The organism is Pseudomonas sp. NPDC079367, assembly GCF_044542195.1.
In the GTDB taxonomy this organism is placed as follows: Bacteria; Pseudomonadota; Gammaproteobacteria; order Pseudomonadales; family Pseudomonadaceae; genus Aquipseudomonas.
Window position 1 is genome coordinate 1 of record NZ_JBITTW010000075.1, and the last position, 6,231, is coordinate 6,231.

Sequence of the window (6,231 nt, forward strand, 5' to 3'; positions counted from 1 at the left end):
AGATGCGTGAGGCAGGTCTGCCGCACACCGCCGCCGACGAAAATGTGACTGACAGTGAGAAGCAATCCCTGCTGACTCACTTGAAGAGCAGTCACAAGGCGAAAGTGGAAGAACCACGCAAGATCACGCTGCAGCGTAAAACCACCAGCACCCTGCGTGTGGCTGGTAGCAAGAGCATCAGCGTAGAAGTTCGCAAGAAGAAAGTTTTCGTACAGCGCAGCCCGGAAGAAATCGAAGCCGAGCGCAAGCGTGAACTGGATGAGCGTCGCGCAGTAGAAAATGCTGCTCGCCAGAAGGCTGAAGAAGAAGCCAAGCAACGCGCCGAAGAAACAGCGCGTAACCAGCCTGCTGCTGCGCAAACCGCTGCCAGCGACGCCGTTGCGGCTCCGGCTGCTGCCGAACCTGTTCGCGAAAGCGCACCGGTGGCTGCTGCTCCTGCTCCGTCGGCTGATGTTCGCAACAAGCAGAACGAACAGCGTCGTCCGGACAAGCCACGTGCCGACGATAACAATCGTCGCAGCGGTGGCGGTGATGGCGAGCGCAAAAACGCTCCGCATCGCGCATCGGTCAAGGAAAAAGCCCCGGCTCCACGCGTGGCGCCACGCACTACCGACGAAGAAAGCGATGGCTTCCGTCGTGGTGGTCGCGGCAAGGCCAAGCTGAAGAAGCGCAACGCCCACGGTTTCCAGAGCCCGACCGGCCCTGTCGTGCGTGATGTGCAGATCGGCGAGACCATCACGGTTGGCGATCTCGCCAATCAGATGTCGGTCAAAGCGGCTGAAATCATCAAGTTCATGTTCAAACTGGGTACCCCAGCGACCATCAACCAGGTGCTTGATCAGGAAACTGCTCAACTGGTAGCCGAAGAACTGGGCCACAAAGTGACCCTGGTCAGCGACACTGCCCTGGAAGATTCCCTGGCCGAGTCCCTGAAGTTTGAAGGTGAGTCGTTCTCCCGTGCGCCTGTCGTGACCGTAATGGGCCACGTTGACCACGGTAAAACATCCCTGCTCGACTACATCCGTCGTGCCAAGGTAGCTGCTGGCGAAGCCGGCGGTATCACCCAGCACATCGGTGCATACCACGTTGAGACTGATCGCGGCATGGTCACCTTCCTCGACACCCCGGGTCACGCCGCGTTTACCGCAATGCGAGCCCGTGGTGCCAAGGCGACCGACATCGTGATCCTCGTGGTTGCAGCGGACGACGGCGTGATGCCGCAAACCATCGAAGCCGTTCAGCATGCTCAGGCAGCTGGCGTGCCGCTGGTGGTTGCAGTGAACAAGATCGACAAGCCGGGCGCCGATCTCGATCGCATCCGCAGCGAGCTGTCGGTTCACGGCGTGACCTCCGAAGATTGGGGTGGCGACACTCCATTCGTACCGGTTTCGGCGAAGATGGGTACTGGCGTCGACGAGCTGCTTGAAGCCGTTCTGCTGCAGGCCGAAGTGCTTGAACTGAAAGCGACTCCATCGGCTCCTGGCCGTGGTGTGGTGGTTGAATCGCGTCTCGACAAGGGTCGTGGCCCGGTGGCAACCGTGCTGGTTCAGGACGGTACTCTGCGCCAAGGCGACATGGTTCTGGTCGGTTCGAACTATGGCCGCGTGCGTGCCATGCTCGACGAGAACGGCAAGCCGATCAAGGAAGCCGGTCCATCCATCCCTGTCGAGATCCTCGGCCTGGACGGTACCCCGGACGCTGGCGACGAGATGAGCGTGGTTGCCGACGAGAAGAAAGCCCGTGAAGTGGCTCTGTTCCGTCAAGGCAAGTTCCGCGAAGTCAAACTGGCTCGCGCTCACGCCGGCAAGCTGGAAAACATCTTCGAAAACATGGGGCAGGCCGAGAAGAAGACGCTCAACATCGTCCTCAAGTCTGACGTCCGTGGTTCGCTGGAAGCGTTGAACGGTGCCTTGAATGGCCTGGGCAACGATGAAGTTCAAGTGCGCGTAGTGGGCGGCGGCGTCGGTGGTATCACCGAATCCGATGCCAACCTGGCACTGGCTTCCAACGCTGTACTGTTCGGCTTCAACGTGCGTGCCGATGCTGGCGCTCGCAAGATCGTCGAGCAGGAAGGTCTGGACATGCGTTACTACAACGTGATCTACGACATCATCGAAGACGTCAAGAAAGCCCTCACCGGCATGCTCGGCAGCGATGTTCGCGAAAACATCCTGGGTGTGGCTGAAGTGCGTGACGTGTTCCGTTCGCCGAAGTTTGGCGCGATCGCCGGTTGCATGGTGATCGAAGGTGTCGTGCACCGTAACCGTCCGATCCGTGTACTGCGTGAAGACATCGTTATCTTCGAAGGCGAGCTGGAATCCCTGCGCCGCTTCAAGGATGACGCTTCCGAAGTACGTGCCGGCATGGAATGCGGTATCGGCGTGAAGAGCTACAACGACGTCAAAGTCGGCGACAAGATCGAAGTCTTCGAGAAGGTTCAGGTTGCTCGCAGCCTCTGACTCGCGCACTTCAAGGGCCACGATGCGCCGTAGCATGCAAATGCGCGGTGCAGCGTCCGGACTCTAAACGCAACGCCCGGTCTGGCTTTTGTCAGGCCGGGCGTTTGCCGCTTTCAGACCTTGCGGGTTTCACCGCTGGGCAGTAACAGGTAACAAATCATGGCAAAAGAATACAGCCGTACCCAACGTATCGGCGATCAGATGCAGCGCGAGCTGGCGCAACTGATCCGTCGCGAAGTCAAAGATCCGCGCGTCGGCCTGGTCACCATCACCGCTGTGGAAGTGTCCCGTGACGTCGGTCACGCGAAGATTTTCATCACCGTGATGGGGCAGGACAACGCTGAAGACATCGCGCAAAGCATCAAGGTGCTCAATGCCGCCGCAGGCTTCCTGCGCATGCAACTGGCCCGTGAGATGAAGCTGCGCAGCGTGCCGCAATTGCACTTCCACTACGACGAATCCGTCGTGCGTGGCGCGCACCTGTCGGCGCTGATCGAGCGCGCCGTCGCTGAAGACAATCAGCACGCTGGCGCTCCTGCACCTGAAGACACCAAGGAGTAATTCGGTGGCTCAGGTCAAACGTATCCGTCGTAACGTCAGCGGCATCATCCTGCTCGACAAGCCGTTGGGGTTCACTTCCAACGCCGCGTTGCAGAAGGTGCGCTGGCTGCTCAATGCCGAGAAGGCCGGGCACACCGGCAGCCTCGACCCGTTAGCCACCGGCGTGTTGCCGCTGTGCTTCGGCGAGGCGACCAAGTTCTCGCAGTATCTGCTTGATTCCGACAAAGGCTATGAAACCCTGGCGCAACTGGGCAAAACCACCACCACGGCCGATGCCGAGGGTGAAGTTTTGCAGGAGCGCCCGGTGACCGTTGGTCGCGTCGACGTTGAGGCGGTTTTGCCCAATTTTCGTGGGCAAATCAGTCAGATACCACCGATGTACTCGGCTCTCAAGCGTGATGGCCAGCCGCTGTACAAACTGGCACGTGCAGGCGAAGTAGTGGAGCGCGAACCGCGTTCTGTTACTATTGCGCGCTTGGAATTGCTGGCCTTCGAAGGCGATACTGCGCGGCTTGCGGTGGACTGCAGCAAGGGCACCTATATCCGCACCCTGGTGGAGGATATCGGCGAGCAACTCGGTTGTGGTGCGTACGTCGCAGAATTGCGCCGTACCCAGGCCGGGCCTTTCACCCTGGCGCAGACGGTGACCCTCGAAGAGCTGGAAGCGGTACATGCCGAAGGCGGCAACGAAGCGGTTGATCGCTTTCTGATGCCCTCGGACAGCGGCCTGCAGGATTGGCCGCTGCTGCACTTCTCGGAAGCGAGCGCGTTCTACTGGCTCAACGGCCAGCCGGTACGTGCCCCGGATGCGCCGAAGTTCGGCATGGTGCGGGTTCAGGATCACAATGGTCGCTTCATCGGTATCGGTGAAGTGAGCGAAGATGGGCGCATCGCGCCGCGTCGCTTGATTCGGTCAGAATGACCGGAACCGGTCTGCGCAAGCGGGCCGGCGAGTGTGGCTGTTAACAGGCATGGTCACTACTCATTTATAGATACAGGGATTTGTCCCTGGCCTGTTGAAGCTGTTTCCCTGAAACAGTTTCCTGATAAGGAAGGATTGCCTCATGGCTCTCGACGTTCAAGAAAAAGCTCAAATCGTTGCTGACTACCAGCAAGCTGTTGGTGACACTGGTTCGCCAGAAGTGCAAGTTGCACTGCTGACCGCCAACATCAACAAACTGCAAGGTCACTTCAAGGCCAACGGTAAAGATCACCACTCCCGTCGTGGTCTGATCCGCATGGTTAACCAGCGTCGCAAGCTGCTGGACTACCTGAAAGGCAAGGACGTAAGCCGGTACGCCGCGCTGATCGCTCGCCTGGGTCTGCGTCGCTAATCAGCGATTGCGCTATGAGGTTGGTGGTCTGTCGGGCGTCAGCGGTTTTCCGCTGGCGCCTTGCAGGCTCCCAGCCTCAAGTTTTATCTGCAGCATGGCTTTACCCGTAGCACCCGGACAATTGCCATCGGGCCGATTCCCGAAATTGCCCAAGAATTCGCAAGAAACCGTTTCCCCCAAGAGCCACAAAGAAGGTAGGACACCGTGAACCCGGTAATCAAAAAATTCCAGTTCGGTCAATCGACCGTTACCCTCGAGACAGGCCGTATCGCCCGTCAGGCCTCCGGCGCAGTATTGGTCACCGTTGACGACGATGTCAGCGTGTTGGTGACTGTTGTCGGTGCAAAGCAAGCCGATCCGGGCAAGGGCTTCTTCCCTCTGTCCGTGCACTACCAGGAAAAGACTTACGCTGCCGGTAAGATCCCTGGCGGTTTCTTCAAGCGTGAAGGCCGTCCTTCCGAGATAGTAACCCTGACTTCCCGACTGAACGACCGACCGATCCGTCCGCTGTTCCCAGAAGGCTTCATGAACGAAGTGCAGGTTGTCTGCACCGTCGTTTCCACCAGCAAGAAGACCGATCCGGACATCGCTGCGATGATCGGTACCTCGGCTGCCCTGGCCATTTCCGGCATTCCGTTCGACGGCCCGATCGGCGCCGCTCGTGTGGCTTTCCACGAAAGCACCGGCTACCTGTTGAATCCGACTTACGAACAGCAAGCCGCTTCGAGCCTGGACATGGTTGTTGCCGGTACTTCCGACGCCGTGCTGATGGTTGAATCGGAAGCCAAAGAGCTGACCGAAGACCAGATGCTGGGCGCGGTACTGTTCGCTCACGACGAATTTCAGGTTGTGATCAACGCTGTTAAAGAACTGGCCGCTGAAGCTGCCAAGCCAACCTGGAACTGGGCTCCGGCTCCAGAAGCCACTGAACTGCTGGGCGCTATCCGTGCCGAGTTCGGCGAGGCGATCTCCCAGGCTTACACCATCACCATCAAGGCCGACCGCTACGCGCGTCTGGGCGAGTTGCGTGACCAGGTGGTTGCCAAGCTGTCCGGTGAAGAAGGCCAGCCTTCGGCTGCTGAAGTCAAAGCTGCTTTCGGCGAAATCGAATACCGCACCGTTCGCGAAAACATCGTCAACGGCAAGCCACGTATCGACGGCCGCGACACCCGCACCGTACGTCCGCTGAACATCGAAGTCGGCGTACTGCCGAAGACCCACGGTTCGGCACTGTTCACCCGTGGTGAAACCCAGGCACTGGTTGTTGCAACACTGGGCACCGCCCGTGACGCACAACTGCTGGACACCCTGGAAGGCGAAAAGAAAGACCCGTTCATGCTGCACTACAACTTCCCGCCGTTCTCGGTGGGCGAGTGTGGTCGCATGGGTGGCGCGGGTCGTCGCGAAATCGGTCACGGCCGTCTGGCCCGTCGTTCGGTTTCGGCCATTCTGCCAGCCGCTGACGTGTTCCCGTACACCATCCGCGTGGTGTCGGAAATCACCGAATCCAACGGTTCGAGCTCGATGGCTTCCGTGTGCGGCGCTTCCCTGGCCCTGATGGACGCCGGTGTACCGATGAAGGCACCGGTTGCCGGTATCGCCATGGGTCTGGTTAAGGAAGGCGAGAAATTCGCCGTCCTGACCGACATCCTCGGTGACGAAGATCACCTGGGCGACATGGACTTCAAGGTTGCCGGTACCGCCAAAGGCGTTACCGCACTGCAGATGGACATCAAGATCAAGGGCATCACCGAAGAGATCATGGAAATCGCTCTGGGCCAGGCCCTTGAAGCGCGCCTGAACATCCTCGGTCAGATGAACCAGATCATTGGCCAGTCGCGTACCGAACTGTCGGCCAACGCTCCGACCATGATCGC

At 59.3% G+C, this 6,231-nt stretch carries 5 protein-coding genes; all 5 read left to right on the forward strand.

The window, feature by feature from the left end; all coding sequences use genetic code 11:
- On the forward strand, window positions 1-2,459 hold a 2,459-nt coding region (gene infB / locus ACIGDJ_RS27950; RefSeq protein ID WP_397504704.1), incomplete at its 5' end, for a translation initiation factor IF-2.
- A gap of 159 nt (window positions 2,460-2,618) precedes the next feature.
- The gene (gene rbfA / locus ACIGDJ_RS27955) at window positions 2,619-3,020 is read left to right on the forward strand and encodes a 30S ribosome-binding factor RbfA (RefSeq protein ID WP_397480257.1); all 402 of its coding nucleotides are present in this window, start codon (window positions 2,619-2,621) and stop codon (window positions 3,018-3,020) included.
- 4 nt (window positions 3,021-3,024) lie between these two features.
- Complete coding sequence (gene truB, locus ACIGDJ_RS27960) at window positions 3,025-3,942, forward strand: tRNA pseudouridine(55) synthase TruB (RefSeq protein WP_101158066.1); 918 nt, start codon at window positions 3,025-3,027, stop codon at window positions 3,940-3,942.
- A 142-nt stretch (window positions 3,943-4,084) separates the two neighbouring features.
- Window positions 4,085-4,354 carry a 30S ribosomal protein S15 gene (gene rpsO, locus ACIGDJ_RS27965; RefSeq protein WP_016771751.1) on the forward strand — a complete coding sequence of 90 codons (270 nt, stop codon included), beginning with the start codon at window positions 4,085-4,087 and terminating at the stop codon, window positions 4,352-4,354.
- A gap of 204 nt (window positions 4,355-4,558) precedes the next feature.
- On the forward strand, window positions 4,559-6,231 hold a 1,673-nt coding region (gene pnp, locus ACIGDJ_RS27970; protein WP_397504705.1), incomplete at its 3' end, for a polyribonucleotide nucleotidyltransferase.